The 17698-nt window shown below is 65.0% G+C and carries 11 protein-coding genes; 2 read left to right on the top strand and 9 right to left on the bottom strand.

Going from position 1 to position 17698, the window contains the following annotated elements; translation table 11 throughout:
- The first annotated feature begins 192 nt into the window (after positions 1-192).
- Positions 193-2298 (top strand): bifunctional rhamnulose-1-phosphate aldolase/short-chain dehydrogenase, encoded by a 2106-nt coding sequence (locus tag E4K09_RS01885; RefSeq protein ID WP_425293801.1) that lies wholly within the window; start codon positions 193-195, stop codon positions 2296-2298.
- 21 nt (positions 2299-2319) lie between these two features.
- A complete protein-coding gene (gene rhaI / locus E4K09_RS01880; protein ID WP_134494709.1) occupies positions 2320-3615 on the top strand; it encodes an L-rhamnose catabolism isomerase in 1296 nt (431 codons plus the stop codon).
- A gap of 64 nt (positions 3616-3679) precedes the next feature.
- Here the strand turns inward: rhaI and ggt are convergent, their stop codons facing one another.
- The 9 genes from ggt to E4K09_RS01835 all read right to left on the bottom strand — a co-directional run bounded on the left by ggt (position 3680) and on the right by E4K09_RS01835 (position 17648).
- Positions 3680-5443, bottom strand: coding sequence for a gamma-glutamyltransferase (ggt, locus tag E4K09_RS01875; protein WP_134494707.1), 1764 nt, complete (start codon positions 5441-5443; stop codon positions 3680-3682).
- A gap of 213 nt (positions 5444-5656) precedes the next feature.
- Positions 5657-7264 carry a threonine ammonia-lyase, biosynthetic gene (ilvA, locus tag E4K09_RS01870; protein WP_280177435.1) on the bottom strand — a complete coding sequence of 536 codons (1608 nt, stop codon included), beginning with the start codon at positions 7262-7264 and terminating at the stop codon, positions 5657-5659.
- A gap of 81 nt (positions 7265-7345) precedes the next feature.
- Positions 7346-8743, bottom strand: a complete 1398-nt coding sequence (gene lpdA, locus E4K09_RS01865) for a dihydrolipoyl dehydrogenase (protein WP_134494703.1) — start codon at positions 8741-8743, stop codon at positions 7346-7348.
- A 5-nt stretch (positions 8744-8748) separates the two neighbouring features.
- Positions 8749-10077, bottom strand: a complete 1329-nt coding sequence (locus tag E4K09_RS01860) for a dihydrolipoamide acetyltransferase family protein (protein WP_134494701.1) — start codon at positions 10075-10077, stop codon at positions 8749-8751.
- Between the two features lies 1 nt (position 10078).
- The gene (locus E4K09_RS01855) at positions 10079-11092 is read right to left on the bottom strand and encodes an alpha-ketoacid dehydrogenase subunit beta (protein ID WP_134494700.1); all 1014 of its coding nucleotides are present in this window, start codon (positions 11090-11092) and stop codon (positions 10079-10081) included.
- 3 nt (positions 11093-11095) lie between these two features.
- Positions 11096-12328: a 3-methyl-2-oxobutanoate dehydrogenase (2-methylpropanoyl-transferring) subunit alpha gene (locus E4K09_RS01850; RefSeq protein WP_134494698.1), complete on the bottom strand. Its 1233-nt coding sequence runs from the start codon at positions 12326-12328 to the stop codon at positions 11096-11098.
- Between the two features lie 166 nt (positions 12329-12494).
- Entirely contained in the window at positions 12495-13277 is a 783-nt protein-coding gene (locus E4K09_RS01845; protein WP_134494696.1) for an SAM-dependent methyltransferase, read from the bottom strand.
- Positions 13278-13347: 70 nt separating this feature from the next.
- Positions 13348-14085: a hypothetical protein gene (locus E4K09_RS01840; protein ID WP_134494694.1), complete on the bottom strand. Its 738-nt coding sequence runs from the start codon at positions 14083-14085 to the stop codon at positions 13348-13350.
- Positions 14086-14294: 209 nt separating this feature from the next.
- Positions 14295-17648, bottom strand: coding sequence for an ATP-binding protein (locus tag E4K09_RS01835; protein ID WP_166802103.1), 3354 nt, complete (start codon positions 17646-17648; stop codon positions 14295-14297).
- Positions 17649-17698 lie beyond the last annotated feature (50 nt).

Below are 17698 nucleotides of genomic sequence, written 5' to 3'. Positions count from 1 at the left end.
TCCGCCCAAGAGCAATCCCAGGGTTACGGAGATTTAGGGAGCCGTCAATCATCTCCCGTCTTACCCATTCGTATTATGATCGAAGTTGATTGCTTATGATTGGTTTTGGTTGACAATCACAGGCGCCTCGCCAATGTTCACAGCCTCGGCGTGCGGCGAGGCCCGCCCGCTTCAGCTTGGCAGGAGGTCAATGTGGATATTGCGGCGCAAACCGTGAAGCTGCTGGATAGCCAATGGGATGATGCGACAGCGGCCAATCTCGACGAGCCCGGCCTGCTTCTCTACCGCTCCAACCTCCTCGGGGCCGACAAGCGCATCACCAATTACGGCGGCGGTAACACCTCGGCCAAGGTGGTCGAAACCGATCCCCTCACGGGCGAGCAGGTCGAGATCCTTTGGGTGAAGGGCTCCGGAGGCGATGTCGGCACGATCAAGCTCGACGGCTTCGCGACCCTCTACATGGACAAGCTGCTGTCGCTGAAGTCTCTCTACAAGGGCGTCGAGGACGAGGACCGCATGGTGGGCTTCCTGCCTCACGCGACCTTCAACCTGAATCCGCGCGCAGCCTCCATCGACACCCCCCTGCACGGCTTCCTCCCCTACCGGCACGTCGACCACGTGCATCCCGATGCGATCATCGCGATCGCGGCTTCCAGGAACTCGCGCGAGCTGACGCGGACGATCTTCGGCGATGAAATCGGGTGGCTGCCCTGGCGCCGCCCAGGCTTCCAGCTGGGCCTCGATCTTGAGGCCTTCGCCAAGGCCAATCCGACGGCGAAAGGCGTCGTGCTCGAAAGCCACGGACTCTTCACCTGGGCCGACACCGCGAAGGATTGCTACGAGCTGACGTTGCGCATCATCAACCAGGCGATCCGGTGGTTTGCGCAGCAGACGGCCGGCAAGCCGGCCTTCGGCGGCCCGGCCGCCACCAGCCTTCCCCGGGATGAACGCCGCAGGATCGCCGCACGCCTCATGCCGGAAATCCGCGGCAGGATCGGTCAAGCCGAACGCAAGCTCGGTCACTTCGACGATCAGGACGCAGTGCTCGAATTCGTCAATTCCGCCAACCTGAAGCCCCTCGCCCGGCTCGGCACGAGCTGCCCGGACCATTTCCTGCGCACCAAGATCCGCCCACTCGTGCTCGACTTCGATCCGAAGGCACCGGATATCGATGCCGTCGTGGCCGGTCTCGACGCTGCGCTCGAAGCCTATCGCGCCGACTACACGCGTTATTATGAGCAGTGCAAGCACCCGAACAGCCCGAAGATGCGCGATCCGAATCCGGTGATCTTCCTGATCCCGGGCGTGGGCATGGTATCCTTCGCCCGCGACAAGGCGACTGCGCGCATCGCCAGCGAATTCTACGTCAATGCCATCAACGTGATGCGCGGCGCGTCCTCCGTGTCCGAGTATCAGGGCCTGCCCGAACAAGAGGCGTTCGATATTGAATATTGGCTGCTCGAAGAGGCGAAGCTCCAGCGTATGCCGAAGCCGAAGAGCTTGGCGGGACGCGTCGCCTTCATCACCGGCGGCGCAGGCGGCATCGGGCGTGCCACGGCCGAGCGGCTGATCGCGGAAGGCGCCTGCGTGGTTCTGGCCGATATCGACCAGGCCTCGCTCGCCGACACGGTCGAGGATTTCGGCCGACGCTACGGCAAGGATACCGTGCGCGGTGTGGAACTCAACGTGACGAGCGAAACGGACGTCCTCTCCTCATTCATCGAAGCGTCGGTCGAGTTCGGAGGCGTCGACATTCTCGTGTCGAATGCGGGCATCGCGTCCTCGGCCCCCGTCGAGGAGACCGATCTCGCCATGTGGAACAAAAACATCGAGATCCTCGCAACCGGCTACTTCCTGGTCTCCCGCGAGGCGTTCCGGCTGTTCCGCCGTCAGAAGCTCGGCGGCAATATCGTCTTCGTCGCCTCCAAGAACGGTCTCGCCTCCTCCCCCAACGCCTCGGCCTATTGCACCGCCAAGGCCGCCGAGATCCACCTCGCCCGCTGCCTGGCGCTCGAGGGTGCGGAGGCCGGCATTCGCGTCAACACGGTCAATCCGGACGCGGTGCTGCGCGGATCCAAGATCTGGTCCGGCGAATGGCGCGAGCAGCGCGCGGCATCCTCCAACCTCGCCGTCGACGAGCTGGAGGAGCATTACCGCAAGCGCTCCCTGCTGAAGCTGAACGTCTTTCCCGAGGATATCGCGGAGGCGATCTACTTCCTGGCCTCCGATGCCTCTGCGAAGTCCACCGGCAACATCATCAACGTGGATGCCGGCAACGCGATGTCGTTCACGCGCTGAGAGGCGACAAGGGAGGAAGCCATGTCAGAACAAATCATCCGCGCCGACATCATCGCCGCCGACAACGAGAAGCGCCTGGCCGCTCTCAAGGCCGACTACGAGGCTCTCGGGGCGAAGCTCGCCCGGGAGGGCGTCGGCATCGACGCGATCACCGACAAGGTGGCGCAATTCTTCGTCGCCGTTCCCTCCTGGGGCGTGGGGACGGGCGGTACGCGCTTCGCGCGCTTTCCCGGCCCAGGCGAGCCGCGCGACATCTTCGACAAGCTCGATGATTGCGCGGTGATCCACCAGCTCACGCGGGCGACGCCCACCGTCTCCCTCCATATCCCCTGGGACAAGGTGGATGACCCGCGGCGCCTGAAGGCCCACGCGGATGCGTTGGGCCTCGGCTTCGACGCCATGAACTCGAACACCTTCTCCGACGCGCCTGGCCAGGAGCACAGCTACAAATACGGCTCGCTCAGCCATCCGGATCCGGCGACCCGTCGGCAGGCGATCGAACACAACATCGAATGCATCGAGATCGGCGAGGCCATCGGCTCGAAGGCGCTCACCGTGTGGATCGGCGACGGCTCGAACTTCCCGGGTCAGTCGAACTTCACCCGTAGCTTCGAGCGCTATCTCGATGCCATGAAGGCGATCTACAAGCAGCTTCCGGATGACTGGCGCATCTTCTCCGAGCACAAGATGTACGAGCCCGCCTTCTATTCCACCGTCGTGCAGGATTGGGGAACCAACTACCTCATTGCGACGGAGCTCGGCGAGAAGGCCTATTGTCTCGTGGATCTCGGTCATCATGCGCCGAACGTCAACATCGAGATGATCGTGGCCCGCCTGATCCAGTTCCGGAAGCTCGGCGGCTTTCACTTCAACGACTCGAAGTACGGCGACGACGATCTCGATGCGGGTTCCATCGATCCCTACCGCCTGTTCCTCGTGTTCAACGAACTGGTGGATGCCGAGCACCGCAGGGCGGACGATTTTCACCCCGCCCATATGATCGACCAGTCGCACAACGTGACCGATCCGATCGAAAGCCTGATCCGCAGCGCCAACGAGATCCGCCGGGCCTATGCCCAGGCGCTGATCGTCGATCGGAAGGCTCTCGAAGAATACCAGGAATCCAACGATGCCCTGATGGCGTCGGAAACGCTCAAGAGTGCCTTCCGCACGGATGTGGAGCCGATCCTCGCCGTGGCTCGCCTGAACGCAGGCGGTGCCATCGATCCGGTCGCGGCCTATCGCGCGAGCGGCTATCGCAAGGCGGTCGGCCAGGAGCGCCCTGCCGTGTCCGCCGGCGGTGGCGGCATCGTCTGATCCCGCCGGCCCTCGCCTCCCAGCCCATTCAATCGCGGCGAAGGCTCCCGGAAGGGGCGGGCCGTCAGTTGCCGATGGCCACGCCCTCGCGGCGGCTGTCGGCACCGCCGGTGAGGCCATTGGGACCCACTACGATCGCCTGAATGCCGGAGTTCATCTCAATCGCCCTGACCTCGTGCCCCTTGGCCTCGAGAGCCGCTTTCCAGGCTTCAGCCTCCGTGCCGGCCTCGATTTCCGTAGGGCCGTTGCGGCTGCCGAAATTCGGCAGATCGACCGCCGCCTGCGGGTCGAGCTTCCAGTCCAGGAGGCCGACCAGGGTCTTGGCCACATAAGTAATGATCTGGCTCCCGCCGGGCGATCCCAAAACCGCGTAGAGATTGTTGTTGGCGTCCAGCACGATCGTCGGCGCCATGGAACTGCGCGGCCGCTTGCCGGCTTCGACCCGGTTCGCCACCGGCTTGCCCTCTTCGGTCGGCGCGAAGTTGAAATCCGTGAGCTCGTTGTTCAGGAGAAAACCGCTCCTGGTCATGATGCGGGCACCGAATCCATCCTCGATCGTGGTGGTCATCGACACGGCATTGCCCTCGCGGTCGACCACCGAGATGTGGCTCGTGCCGAACTCGATGCCGTCGGACGGGGCGAAGCGGAACTCGGTCTTCTGGAACGGCGGGTCGCCGGCCTTGGCCCGGCCCATGGAGCGGTCAGGGCTCACCAGAGCGGCGCGGCTCTTGAGGTAGCCCGGATCGACAAGGCCGCGGACCGGGACACTCACGAAGGCCGGGTCTCCAAGAAAGAGAGCGCGATCCGCGAAGGCGAGGCGGCCGGCCTCAGCCACCCAATGCACCGCGTCGGGACCCGGCTTCATCGCTGCCATATCCTGAGTTTCGAGCACGCTCATCATCTGCTGGACGGCCACGGCGCCGGAGCTCGGCGGACCCATGCCGCAGATGCGGTAGGTGCGGTAGGAGCCGCAGACCGGCGCTCTCTCCTCGATCCTGTAGGCCTTGAGATCGTCCAGGGTCATATCGCCGGGATTGGTGGCGTGGCGCGTCACCGTCGCGACAATGTCGGCCGCGATCTCGCCGGTATAGAAGACGTCCGCTCCTTTCTCCGCGATGTCCCGAAGCGTTTTCGCGAAGGCCGGGTTCTTCAGGACCGTGCCGACGGGCTTCGGAGTGCCGTCCTCCCGGTAGAAGTGAGCGCGGGCGATCGGGTCGCTCGGGAGGAACTTCTCCATGCCGAGAAGGCCGTTGAGACGCGGCGAAATCGGAAAGCCCTCCTCCGCGACGCGCAGGGCCGGCGCGATCACCTGGGACCACGGCAGCTTGCCCCAGCGCCTGTGCGCCGTTTCCAGCAGGCGAAGCGTTCCGGGGATGCCAACGGACCGTCCGCCGACGACGGCATCGTAGAATTTCATGGGCTTGCCGTCAGGCCCCAGAAACCGCTCAGGCGTTGCCGCAGCGGGGGCCGTCTCGCGCCCATCCAGGGTCACGAGGCTCGTTTTGTCCCAGTGGAGCAGGAATGCGCCGCCGCCGATGCCCGAACTCTGCGGCTCGACGAGGTTGAGCACGAGCTGCACCGCGACCGCGGCATCGACCGCGCTTCCGCCGGCGGCGAGAATCTCCCGTCCCGCCTGCGCGGCCAGCGGGTTGGCCGCCGCGACCATGTCGCGGGTGGATGTACCGGCCTGCTTGGCGATGCGCCCGGTCGAGGCTTCGGGAGCCGGAGCAGCGGTCTGGGCCTGAGCACCCGACGTCAGAACGGGAACCAGGGCCAACAGGCCTACACCGAGAACGCGTCGCCAGGGGGAGGAGACGAGACGGGTCATAGAGCGGTCCTCATCAAAGGTGCGCCGATCCTGAAACCATAGCAGCAGGCCCGGGATTCGGCGAACTCCGCCGGTGCCGGAAAGCCCGAGCAGACCGGGACCACACCCCCGCGGAATTCCGATCGGGATCGTTTCCGCAGGCCGGATCCGCGCGCACGGCTACGATATCGTCCCTCTCGGAAGCACGAGGACGACAGGCCCGTCCCGGCGATCTTACGAAAGTCTGCTGCCGCCCAGGAAGTGCCGATAGGCGGGATTGCTGCTCTCGTCCCAGTAAGGATAGGCGAGCTCATCCAGGCTGCGCTTGAGCTGCGGCCGTTCCTTGAGCGGAACCTGGATGCCCGCGAGCACCCGCCCGTAATCGGCGCCGTGGTTGCGATAATGGAACAGCGAGATATTCCAGCGACCGGACAACCCGTTCAGGAACTTGAGAAGCGCTCCGGGCCGCTCCGGGAACTGGAAGCGGAAGATCAGCTCGTCCTCGAGACCGGGCGTCCTCCCGCCCACCATGTAGCGCACGTGGAGTTTGGCCATCTCGTTGTCGCTCATGTCGAGCACGGGATAGCCCTGCTCCCGCAGCATCGCGATGATCTGGCGCTTCTCCTGGTCGCCCTCGACGAGCTGAACGCCGACGAAGATCTGGGCATCCTGCGGATCCGAGTAGCGGTAGTTGAACTCGGTGATCGAGCGCCTCCCCAAGAGCTCGATGAACCGGCGGTAGCTGCCGGGCTGTTCGGGGATGGTCACCGCCAGCAGAGCCTCGCGGTGCTCGCCGATCTCGGCCCGTTCGGCGATATGGCGGAGGCGGTCGAAGTTCATGTTGGCGCCGCTGTTGATGGCGACGAGACCGCGCGAGCGTGCTCCTTCCCGCTCCACATACTTCTTCAATCCGGCCAGGCTGACGGCCCCGGACGGCTCTGCGATGGCGCGGGTATCCTCGAAGATGTCTTTGACCGCCGCACAGATCTCGTCGGTGCTGACGGTGATCACCTCGTCGAGCAGCTCACGGCAGAGGCGGAACGTCTCCTCCCCTGCCTGCCGCACGGCGACGCCATCGGCGAAGAGACCGACCTGGTTCAGGATGACCCGGTCGCCTGCTGAAAGGGCCGCCGCCATGCTGGCGGCATCTTCCGGTTCGACACCGATCATCTTCACCTCGGGGCGGAGGAACTTGGTGTAGACCGCCACCCCGGCGGCCAGGCCCCCTCCTCCGATCGGCACGAACACCGCCTCGAGCGGATCGGGGTGCTGACGCAGGATCTCCATGCCGACGGTGCCCTGTCCGGCGATCACATCGGGATCGTCATAGGGGTGGATGAAGATAAGTCCCTTCTCCGCCTCGAGCTGACGCGCATGGGTGTAAGCCTCGTCGAAGCTCTCGCCATGGAGCACCACCCGGCCGCCCTGCCCCCTGACCGCCTGGGTCTTGATGGCGGGTGTGGTGCGCGGCATCACGATGGTCGCCTTGGCGCCGAGCCTGCGTGCCGCCAGGGCGACGCCTTGGGCGTGGTTGCCCGCAGAGGCGCAGATCACGCCCCGCTCGAGCGCCTCCCGCGGCAGTCCCGCCATCTTGTTGTAGGCGCCGCGCAGCTTGAACGAGAAGACCGGCTGGAGATCCTCGCGCTTGAGCCGGACAGGCCCTCCCAACCGTTGGGACAGGCGCGGCATCGGGTCGAGCGGGCTCTCGATCGCCACGTCGTAGACCCGGGCCGCCAAGATTTTCCTGATGTAGTCCTGCACGTCTCGTGTACTCCTGTCACCCGCACGCTGCCATGTGCCTTTTCCACCAGATGAGCCGGTCCGCACAAGTGCATCCGGCATCCGCCCAGCCGTGCAGGCCGCGCAGAGGACGAGCCGCCGAGAATGGGAAAGTTCACCTTCGGGAATGCCGTGCCTCTCGCTCTACGCGTGAAGAGCGTGGCCGAGCGCGCCGAGCGACGCCTCCTGAAACGCTTCGCCCTGGGTCGGGTGCGCATGGATCGTCCCGGCGATATCCTCCAGGCGCGCGCCCATTTCCAGGGCAAGGCCGAAGGCCGCGGAGAGCTCGGACACGCCGTGCCCGACGGCCTGGATGCCGAGCACCAGGTGGTTGTCCGCCCGCGCGACGACGCGCACGAACCCTTCTTCCCCAACCTTCGTCATGGCGCGTCCGTTGGCCGAGAAGGGGAAGTGGCCGATCCGGACATCGCTGACAGCCCGCCTGGCCTCCTCCGGGCCCAGGCCGACGGCAACGATCTCCGGATCGGTGAAGCAGACGGCCGGAATGGCCCGCTTGTCCCAGACGCGTCGATGTCCGGCAACGATCTCGGCCACCATCTCGCCCTGCGCCATGGCGCGATGAGCCAGCATCGGCTCACCGGTCACGTCGCCGATGGCATAGAGGCCCCGCATCGAAGTCTGACATGTCTCGTCGATGCGGATGAAGGGGCCATCCCTATCCAGCACCAGCTCCTCCATGCCCCAGCCCTGCGTGACCGGCTTGCGTCCGACCGTCACCAGGATCCTGTCGGCGGCGAGCGACACCTCGGATCCGCTCTCCGCCTCGACCAGCAGCGTGCCGCCGGCCTTGGCCAGCCCTTTGGCTTTTGCGCCTGTCATCACGTCGATGCCGAGAGCCTGCAATCTCCTCGACACCGGCCGGGTCAGCTCCGCGTCGTATTGCGGCAGGATGCGGGCCTGAGCCTCCACGACCGTGACCTTCGCACCAAGCTTGGCGAAGGCCGTGCCCAGTTCCAGGCCGATATAGCCGCCTCCGACGACGACGAGCCTTTCGGGAAGCTCGGTCAGCGCCAAGGCTTCGGTGGAGGAGATGACGGCATCCCCGAAGGGCAGGCTCGGAAGCTCGACCGGAGCCGATCCCGTGGCGATCACGACCGTCTCGGCCCGGATGACCTGACGGCCCGTTTCGGTTTCCACCTCCACGGTCTTGCCGTCCCGGAAGCGCGCCTGCCCCTGAACCATCTTGACCTTGGCCCGCTTGAGCAGGCCCGAAACCCCATTGTTGAGGCGGCCCACGATGGCGTCCTTCCAGGCGACGGTCCGAGAGAGATCGATCTCGGGCTTCGTTGTCCTGATGCCCAGCGTGTTCCGACCGGAGGCGAGATCGGCGATCCTGTCGTATTCCTCCGCCGCGTGAATGAGCGCCTTCGATGGAATGCAGCCGACATTGAGGCAGGTTCCGCCGGTTTTCCGCGCCTCGACGATGACCGTGTCGATTCCGAGCTGTCCGGCCCGGATGGCGCAGACATACCCGCCCGGCCCGGCTCCGATGACGAGGAGCTTGCAGGAAATGTCCCTCATCGGTGTCAGGCCTCCACGAAAATCATCGCGGGCGTCTCTAGCAGCGTCTTGATGCGCTGCACGAAAACCGCCGCGTCCCAGCCGTCGACGATGCGGTGATCGAAGCTGGACGACAGGTTCATCATCTTGCGGGGGATGAAGCCCGAACCATCCCAGACCGGACGCATCATGATCTTGTTGACGCCGATGATGGCGACCTCCGGATGGTTGATCACCGGCGTCGTGACGATGCCGCCCATCGAACCCAGGGACGTGATGGTGATGGTCGAGCCGCTCAGTTCCTCCCGCGTGGCGAGGCCGGCCTTTGCGGCCTCGGCGAGACGATTCAGCTCCGCGGCGCAGCCCCAGAGGTCACGGGCTTCCGCGTGTCTGACGACCGGCACCATGAGACCCGATCCGGTCTGCGTCGCAATGCCGATATGGACTCCGCCGTGCTGATGAACCACGCCGGCTTCATCGTCGTAGATCGCGTTCAGATGCGGCTGTTCGGCAATGGCCTTCACCATGGCGCGCATGAGGAACGGCAGGAGCGTGAGCTTCGGCCGGTCGGCCTGCTTGTTGGCGTTGAGCGCCGCCCGCAGATCCTCGAGAGCCGTCACGTCGACTTCCTCGACATAAGTGATGTGCGGAATGCGCGATTTCGCAAGGGCCATCTTCTCGGCGATCTTGCGGCGCAGCCCAATCACCTTGACGTGCTGAACCGAAGTATCCTGAACGAGCCCCGGCGCCTTCGCGACCTGCCGTCCATGGGTGAGGAACGCGTCCAGATCCTCGTGCGTGATCCGGCCGGCGGGGCCGGTGCCCGGAACCTGGCGCAGATCGATTCCGGCCTCCCGGGCCCTGAGCCGAACGGCCGGCGGGGCGATCGGCTTTTCGCCCTCGGTCCGGGGAGCCAGGGGCCGGTGCATTCTCACGGCAGGACCCGGCGGGGATTCGGCGGGCGGGGGTGGCGAAGCGCTCTTCGCCTGCTTCTCGACGATCGCGTCCGATGTCCTGACCGCGCCGTCCGCCTGAGCCTCGATCGGGCCTTTTCGCCCGGGCAGCTCCGCCAGTTGCGCTTTCGCGTCAGCCTCTGAGGAGACGCTGTCGCCGCCGGCTACCTTCAGGCGGATCAACGGCGAACCGATAGCCACCACATCGCCGATCTCGGCGCCCAGCCATTCGACCTCGCCTTCGACGGGCGATGGAATCTCGACGGTCGCCTTGTCGGTCATCACGGCCGCGAGCACCGTATCCTCGCGAACGATGTCGCCGACCTTCACATGCCACTCGACGAGTTCGGCCTCGGCGATGCCTTCGCCCACATCGGGCATCTTGATCAGATGCTCGCCCATCTCACGCCTCCACGGTCTCGACGAGCGCACGGCCGACGCGCGCCGGCCCCGGGAAGTAGTCCCATTCCTGCGCATGCGGGTAAGGCGTGTCCCATCCGGTCACTCTCGTGATCGGAGCCTCCAGATGAAAGAAGCATGTCTCCTGGACGAGCGTCGCCAGCTCGGCGCCGAACCCTGACGTGAGGGTCGCCTCATGGACGACGACGCAGCGGCCGGTTTTCCTCACCGAGGCGGCGATCGTGTCCAGGTCGAGGGGGATCAACGTGCGCAGATCGATGATCTCCGCATCGATGCCCGTCTCGGCGGCGGCCGCCTGCGCGACATAGACCATCGTTCCGTAAGTCAGCACGGTTACGGCCGATCCTGCGCGAACGATCGAGGCTTTCCCGAGGGGCAGCACGAAATGACCGCTCGGCACATCGGCCAGCTCATGCTTGGACCAGGGTGTGACGGGCCGGTCGTGGTGACCGTCGAAGGGTCCGTTGTAGAGCCGCTTCGGTTCCAGGAAGATGACGGGATCAGGATCCTCGATCGCAGCGATCAGGAGGCCCTTGGCGTCATAAGGGTTCGACGGCACCACCGTTTTCAGTCCCGCCACATGGGTGAACAGCGCTTCGGGACTCTGGCTATGGGTCTGACCACCGAAGATGCCGCCGCCGGTCGGCATGCGGATCACGAGAGGACAGGTGAACTCACCATTCGAGCGGTAGCGCAGGCGAGCGGCCTCGGACACGATCTGGTCATAGGCCGGATACATATAATCGGCGAACTGAATCTCGACGCAGGGCCGCAGGCCGTAGGTCGCCATGCCGATGGCGGTCCCGACGATGCCGGACTCGTTGATCGGCGTATCGAAGCAGCGCGTCTTGCCGTATTTCTGCTGGAGCCCTGCCGTGCAGCGGAAAACGCCGCCGAAGTACCCGACGTCCTCGCCGAAGACGACCACCTTCTCGTCGCGGGCCATCATCACGTCCATGGCGTCGCGAATGGCCTCGATCATCGTCATGCGCGCCATGGCCTAGACTCCGGCCTGCTGACGCTGCCGGCGAAGATGCGGCGGCATCTCGGCATAGACGCCCTCGAACATGTCGCGTGCGGAGGGTTTCCCGCCCGCGTGGAGGGTGCCGTAGCTCTCGGCCTCCTTCTGGGCGGTGATCACGGTGTCGAGGATCTCGGCCTCCGCCTGCTTGTGCCGCTCCTCCGACCAGACGCCCTTCACGGTCAGGTGGTTCTTGAGCCGGATGATCGGGTCTCCGAGGGGCCAGGCGTCGGATTCCGTCTTCGGGCGGTACGCCGATGGATCGTCGGAGGTCGAATGGGCTCCGGCCCGGTACGTCACGTATTCGATCAGGGTGGGCCCGAGATTGCGGCGGGCGCGCTCGATGGCCCATTTCGCAACCGCGTGGACGGCGAGATAATCGTTGCCGTCCACCCGCAGCGACGGAATGCCGAAGCCGAGGCCGCGAGCCGCGAAGGTGCCCGAACCTCCCCGCGCGATGCCCTGGAAGGTGGAGATCGCCCATTGGTTGTTGACGATGTTGAGAACCACCGGTGCCTTGTAGGTGGAGGCGAAGACCAGGGCCGCGTGGAAATCGGATTCCGCCGTCGATCCGTCCCCGATCCAGGCAGCCGCGATCTTCGTGTCGTTGCAGATCGCCGAGGCCATGGCCCAGCCGACAGCCTGCACGAATTGCGTGGCGAGATTGCCCGAGATCGTAAAGAAGCCATGCTCCTTGGACGAGTACATGACCGGAAGCTGACGCCCCTTCACCGGATCGCGCGAATTCGAATAGACCTGGCACATCATGTCGACCATGGAATAGCCGCCTGCGATCAGCAGTCCGGCCTGCCGGTAGGTCGGAAAGTTCATGTCGCCCGGCGCGAGCGCCTTGCGGAAGGCGCAGCTGATGGCCTCCTCGCCCAGATGCTGCATGTAGAAGGACGTCTTGCCCTGGCGCTGGGCGATCAGCATTCGCGCATCGAAGGTGCGCAGCGTCATCATGTGACGCATGCCCTCGATGAGCTCCTCGTCGCTTAGCAGGCCGGCCCAGGGCCCGACCGCCTCTCCGTTCCGATTGAGGACGCGAATGATGGAAAAGGCAAGCTCGCGGATCGCTTCCGGATCCACGTCCACGTCCGGGCGGGGAACCGCCCCTGCCCGGGGAATCTTCACATTCGAGAAGTCGGGACTCCCGCCCGGGCGAACGGCCGGTTCGGGTACATGAAGGCTGAGGGGCTTGGGTTCAGACATGACCTTCCGCAATTCCTGAAGGCTCATGCTACCATGCCCCATGCGCAATCGAGAAGAGCGCCGGCGACGGCTTTTCTCTCCTATGCGGGAACAAGCTGGCAGGAGTGTCTCGGATTGGGAGCGCACCCGAGCGACAGGAGCCCGGAGACGTGCTTGCGGGCCCCTATCACCCTTGCTGCAATCGGATCCGGCTGAGATAGGTGGGATCCGGCACTGTCGCCCGTGCGGGCGGAAGATAGAGGGTGGTGGTCGCCGTGATGCCCGACGTGAGAAGCTGCTCCAGGACGATCGGGCGGATCACCGGCTCGCATCCCGGAGCCGAGGGCGCCTCGTAGAGATAGACCGGGTGCGTCCGCGGATAGGAGAGCAGCAGCTTCTCGAGCAGGAGCGGCATCGCCGAGGTGTCATAGGCATAGCGGCGAAAGGTCAGGTCGCCGATCAGGCCTGCCTGCCAGAGGATCAGCTGAGACGAGTTGTCGATGGAGCGCGCATTGAGAAGGAAGTCCGTGGCCTCATAGGACTGGCAGCCATTGGACGAGGGATCGATGCCGAGATCCGCGAAAAGGCAGTCCTCGGCCGATATGCCAGGCAGCATCCTGGCCCGGTAGCCTTCCGCTCGCGCGCGCCGGATCGACTCGTGGGACGCGTAGGCGAAAACCCCCGGGTGACCATAGAAGGCCGCGACGGTCCGCTCACCCGTCCGCACGCTCGTGAGAATGCGGTCGACCATCTCCTGATAGGTCTGCATGCGCGGCTTGCCCTCTCCGTAGAGACCGTAGAGGGATTCGGCTCCATCGGGGCAGAAGCGTCGGATCACCTCCTCGGCCACGGGATCGGCGACGATGTAGAAGATCCGAGCGGCACATTGCATGCAGGCGACCGTTTCGACCGTCAACTGGCCGGTTGTCCGGATTCCCGTTCCAACCACGAGGAGATGATCGTCGTACACAGCAGCCCCCTTCCTTCATGCGGGCAGCGTGCCCGGACAGGCATGAGTTTCCGATCAGGATCGGCCCCGCCTATCGCCACCAGATCGGCATCGGGACCAGCACATACGAGATCTGCGGCGCAACCGCTCCCGGCGGTGGCTGAAGCCACGGGCCGATCTGGGGAGCGAAAGCGCCCGGCGGCGCCTGCTGCCAGAGCGCCACCTGCGGGGCTACGGCTCCCGCCGGCATCTGTTGCCATGGGGCGACCTGCGGGGCTACGGCTCCCGCCGGCATCTGTTGCCATGGGGCGACCTGCGGTGCCACGGCGCCTGCGGGCATCTGCTGCCCAGGCACAACCTGGGGCGCCACGGCTCCGGCTGGCAGTTGCTGCCCCGGCGGGACCTGGGGCATCACGGCTCCCGCAGGCATTTGTTGCCAGGGGATGACCTGCGGTGCGACGGCCCCGACCGGCATCCGCTGCCATGGGGCTATCTGGGGTGCCACCGCGCCAGCGGGCATCTGCGGCCGTCCGCCAATCTGCGAGGCCTCGGCTCCGGGTGGAGGCATCGCATGCATATGGTCGGCGTACATCCTCCGGAGCTGCTCCAGCCCGGCCACCACGACGATTTGTGGCGTAGCGGCGCTACCGGCATCCACGCCCGCGAGGCGTGCCTGTATGGCTGCGAGATCGCCGCTCCGCAGAAGCGCACGATCCTCATCGGCGAGTTCCGCCTGTTCCATGGCGGCATCCGCATCGACGATGAATCCGGCAAGGCTTTTCGGATCGGTCGCAAGATCGGCCAGAAATTCACGCAGCTCGGTTGCCATGGCACCCTCCGTGAAACGCCAGGAGGAAGTGTACCGTCGCGGTGGCACAGTGACTAGCTGAAGTGCTCTCTGAACAGACCGGCGCCCATGGGAATTTCGGGGCAGTCGCATGAAGGCACGAGGATCCGACGTGGCATGAGGATTGCACCTTCGGAGACGAACCGGCGCATCCACGTCATGCTGAGCGCTCCATGCTTCATGGAAACGTCCTAACGAAGCTCGTCGAGGAGATTTCGCGCTTCAGGAAGCTCCGTTGTGCCCCAGCCCTCGGTAAAACCTGCATAGATGGGGCCAAGCAGTGCGTGGCCCTCGCGCCTTTTGCCCTGCTTTGCCCACAGCCGGGACAGAGAAACAGCCGAGCGCAGTTCGAAAGCCTTTGCCCCTTGCTGTCGCGCAATATCGACCGCGGCCTGCAGGATGGCCTCGGCCTCGGCCTCACCGCCACCGCTCGCCAGCTTTCCAAGGGCTTCGACCCGCAGGGCCTCCGCCTCCCAGACCGCCTCGCCGGTCGCCCGTATCATCGACAGGGCCTCACCGGCCGCTTCATGGGCTGCTTCTCCTTCTCCGCCCGTCTCTTGCGCCACGGCGAGATGAACAAGCAGAATCGGAATGAAGCATTGCCACCCGGCCCGGTTCAGCCCGGCCATGCTCTCGCGCGCGAGGGCCACTCCATGCGCAATGTCGCCCTTCATGGCAGCCGACACGCCCACCAGCAGATTCCCGAACAGAACGTAATCCGGAATCCGGTGCTGCATGCTGATCTCGAGCGTCTCCTTGGCAAGAGCTTCCGCTCTATCCCAATCCCTGGCGAGGATCCGGAGCAGTGCACCGTTGCCGAGAGCCTGGACGAGGGAGAATGGCTGCATCGCATTGCGGGCAATCGCCACTGCCTCATCGGCGGTTCGCAAGGCTCCTTCCGGCTGTCCGGTCAGCCATTCGGCGATGGCGAGGTGGAAGCGGATCAGGGAAGACATCTCGTGTCCTGTCAGCCGGATATGCTGATCGCGATCGTCGTCGTGGTAGCACCGGAGAGCCTCCCTCAGGCATTCGACCGCCCCCGTCGGCTCGCCTCGGAAGAGCCGCGTCGCGCCATCGATCATCCAACGGATGCACAGCATCACGCGATCGTCGAGACCGTCCGTAGCGGCACAGATGCGGTGGGCCACCCGGGCGGCGTCCGACCACCTGGCAGCCACGTAGTACGCGCCGAACAGACCACGGAGTGCGTGCACGAGGCTGACGCGATCCCCGAGCTGCTCCGAGAGCTCGCATGCTCGGAGAAACACCTGCTCGGAATCGGGCACGCTGTAGCCTCTGGCGGCGCGGACCGCGACGCCTTTGGCGAGTTGCACCTCGAGTTCCGCTCGCATCTGCTCGCGGGATGGGGGCAGAGCACGAATCTGCATCACGGCCTTGTCGCAATGGGCGATCGCCTCGCTGTTGGCAAAGCGCTGGAGTGCCCTCTCGGCTGCTCTCCGCCAGGAATCGGCAGCCTGCTGCGCCTGCCCGGCTCCGGCATAGTGATGCGCCAGAAGCTCCGGCTGGGCGTCCTTGGCTTCCGGCCAACGCTCCTCAAGGGCTCTTGCGATAGTAGCGTGGATCTGGCGCCGTCTGCTCTTCAACAGACTCTCGTAGGCAGCATCGCGCACCAGCGCATGCTTGAAGCTGTAGACCGCCGCAGGCGGCAGCCCGCCCGACTTCACCAACCCGGACGAGACGAGCTGTTCGAGCATCTCCCGCAGCTCCTTTTCCGGACGGCCGGCGACCGCTGTCAGCATCGCGTAGGAAAAATCGCGGCCTATGGCAGCTCCGACCTGCGCAATTTCCTTTGCTCGTCCAAGACGATCCAAGCGTGAGAGAAGGGAGTCGTGCAGCGTGGCCGGAATGGCGAGCGGGAGAAGAGGTCCGGTCAACGTGTAGCTGGATCCCGCATCGACGAGGATTCCGGATTCGATGACCTGCTTGGTCAGCTCTTCGATGAAGAGCGGTATGCCGTCGGTCCGTTCCAGGATTTCCTCGAGCAACTCTCCAGGAAGCACTTTTCCATCCGCGATCTGCTCGGCGACGGCGGCGCCCTGCTCCCGTCCGAGCCCGTTGAGGGACAGCGCGGTGATACGCCCATGGCCCGCCCAGGGAAGAGGGAAATCCGGTCGGGCGGTGATCAACAGCATCATCCTCAAGGGCTCGATGCGCTGGACCACAAGTCCCAACAGCTCGAGCGTCGTAGGATCGAACCACTGCACGTCTTCGCAGATGAAGAGCACGGGTTGCGCGGCGGCCAGCCCTTCCAGCTGTTCGACCGCTGCCTCGAGGGTCAGCTGCTTCTGGTGCTGCGGCGTCAGGTCGGCAAGCGTGCTGCGGGATTCCGCCGAGATACCAAGCAGGGCCGCCATCAGCGGGATCACCACATCGGGCTGCTGCGTATTGGGGGCGAGCAGTTTCTGCAGCTTGTCGAACTTCACCATGGGCGTATCGTCACGCTCCAGGCCGGCAGCATGAGCGAGATAGTGAATGACAGGATGCAGGGGGGTGGACGTGTGAAAGGGCGAGCCCTGCAAGAGAGGCGCAACATAGGCCTCCCCTCTCAGGCGCTCGCGCAGTTCACTCACGAGCCGCGACTTGCCGATGCCCGGTGGGCCCGACAGAACGACGATCTGACCCTCGCCGCCTTTGACCTGCTGCCATCGATGCAAGAACAGCGAGATCTCCTCCTCGCGCCCGACCAAGCGCGTATAGCCGACCGGATGCTTGGCTTCGAAACGGTGCGGCAGCCGGATCTCGCGTTTGACGCGCCACACGGTCTGCGCGTTCGCGAAGCCTTTGAGGCGCTGCGGGCCCAAATCTTCGAGTTCGAACAATCCGCTGACGAGGCGGCGCGTTGTCGGGCTGATGAGAACCGCGCCTGGTTTGGCAAGGGTCTGGAGTCTCGCCGCGAGATTGGGCGTCTCTCCGATCACCGTGTCAGCCGCTTCCCGCCCGGCCAGGTCTCCGATGACGACCGGCCCGGTTGCGATGCCGATGCGTGCCTGCAGGCGCGTATTGTCAGCAGACCTCAATCGGGAAATCGCTTCGATCAGCGCGAGCCCTGCCGACACCGCCCGCTCGGCGTCGTCCTCATGAGCCTGCGGCCAACCGAAATAGATCAGCACGCCATCCCCCAGGAATTTGGCGACGTAAGCATCGAACCGGGCGGCCACCTTGACGCAGGCATCCTGATAAGCGCCGATGACCTCGCGCAGATCCTCAGGATCGAGTCGTCCGGACAGTGCGGTCGATCCGACCAAATCACAGAAAAGAACGGTCAGTTGCCGTCGCTCGGCGATTCCGGGGGTTGCTTTCTGCAATTCATGGTAACGCTGGGATGCCGTGGCTTCCAGCTGCGTTCGAAGCGCGGCGATCGAATGGAGCAGCCTCTTGCGGTGCCCCAGCGCCGAAATACCCAACTCCTTCAGATCGGCTTCGGTGAGACTGCACAGAATCTCGCCCTCGACGGCATTCGCGGCGAACACCTCGGCGTATTGTCCAAGTCCCTGTTCCGCCAGCCATCGTGCGACGTCAATCACGGCGCGCCTCGACTGCAAACGCCTTGCTCAGCAAGGAAACTAGCATAGAT

The sequence above is a fragment of the Microvirga pakistanensis genome (assembly GCF_004458765.1).
Classification (GTDB): Bacteria; Pseudomonadota; Alphaproteobacteria; order Rhizobiales; family Beijerinckiaceae; genus Microvirga; species Microvirga pakistanensis.
This window is presented reverse-complemented; position numbering and strand designations above follow the sequence as displayed.

Excerpts from the sequence above, each read along its gene's own strand:
- rhaI (WP_134494709.1), top strand. The coding sequence starts at position 2,320 with ATGTCAGAACAAATCATCCGCGCCGACATCATCGCCGCCGACAACGAG.
- ggt (WP_134494707.1), bottom strand. The coding sequence starts at position 5,443 with ATGACCCGTCTCGTCTCCTCCCCCTGGCGACGCGTTCTCGGTGTAGGC.
- ilvA (WP_280177435.1), bottom strand. The coding sequence starts at position 7,264 with ATGCCGGATGCACTTGTGCGGACCGGCTCATCTGGTGGAAAAGGCACA.
- lpdA (WP_134494703.1), bottom strand. The coding sequence starts at position 8,743 with ATGAGGGACATTTCCTGCAAGCTCCTCGTCATCGGAGCCGGGCCGGGC.
- E4K09_RS01860 (WP_134494701.1), bottom strand. The coding sequence starts at position 10,077 with ATGGGCGAGCATCTGATCAAGATGCCCGATGTGGGCGAAGGCATCGCC.
- E4K09_RS01855 (WP_134494700.1), bottom strand. The coding sequence starts at position 11,092 with ATGGCGCGCATGACGATGATCGAGGCCATTCGCGACGCCATGGACGTG.
- E4K09_RS01850 (WP_134494698.1), bottom strand. The coding sequence starts at position 12,328 with ATGTCTGAACCCAAGCCCCTCAGCCTTCATGTACCCGAACCGGCCGTT.
- E4K09_RS01840 (WP_134494694.1), bottom strand. The coding sequence starts at position 14,085 with ATGGCAACCGAGCTGCGTGAATTTCTGGCCGATCTTGCGACCGATCCG.